This window comes from Luteitalea sp., from assembly GCA_009377605.1.
GTDB lineage: Bacteria > Acidobacteriota > Vicinamibacteria > Vicinamibacterales > Vicinamibacteraceae > WHTT01.
In genome coordinates, this window is record WHTT01000285.1 from 258 (window position 1) to 641 (window position 384).

A 384-nucleotide genomic window follows, 5' to 3' on the forward strand; every position below is an offset into this window, starting at 1 on the left:
CACCGACGTGTGGGCGTCGATGGGGCAGGAGGACGAGGCCAACGAGCGCGGCCGGGCGTTCGAGGGCTTCTCGGTCGACGACCGTGTGATGGCGGCCGCTGCACCCGGCGCCGTGTTCATGCACTGCCTGCCGGCGCACCGCGGCGAGGAGGTGGCCGCCTCGGTCGTCGACGGGCCGCAGAGCCGGGTGATCCAGCAGGCCCACAACCGCCTGCACAGCGTCCGTGGCCTGCTGAGCTGGCTGCTCGAGCAGGCCGATCCCGGGGAGAAGCCGTGACGATCGACGGCGCGCCGACGCGCACGCTGGCCAAGCCTCAGCGCCAGCACCGGGTCGCCCGGCTGCTCGCCGACCACGCGGTGACCAGCCAGACGCAGCTCGTCGAG

The 384-nt window shown here is 73.7% G+C and carries 1 pseudogene (cut by a window edge); it reads left to right on the forward strand.

Going from position 1 to position 384, the window contains the following annotated elements:
- Nucleotides 1–277: pseudogene (locus GEV06_28955) on the forward strand (ornithine carbamoyltransferase) (it extends 257 nt beyond the left edge of the window).
- Nucleotides 278–384 lie beyond the last annotated feature (107 nt).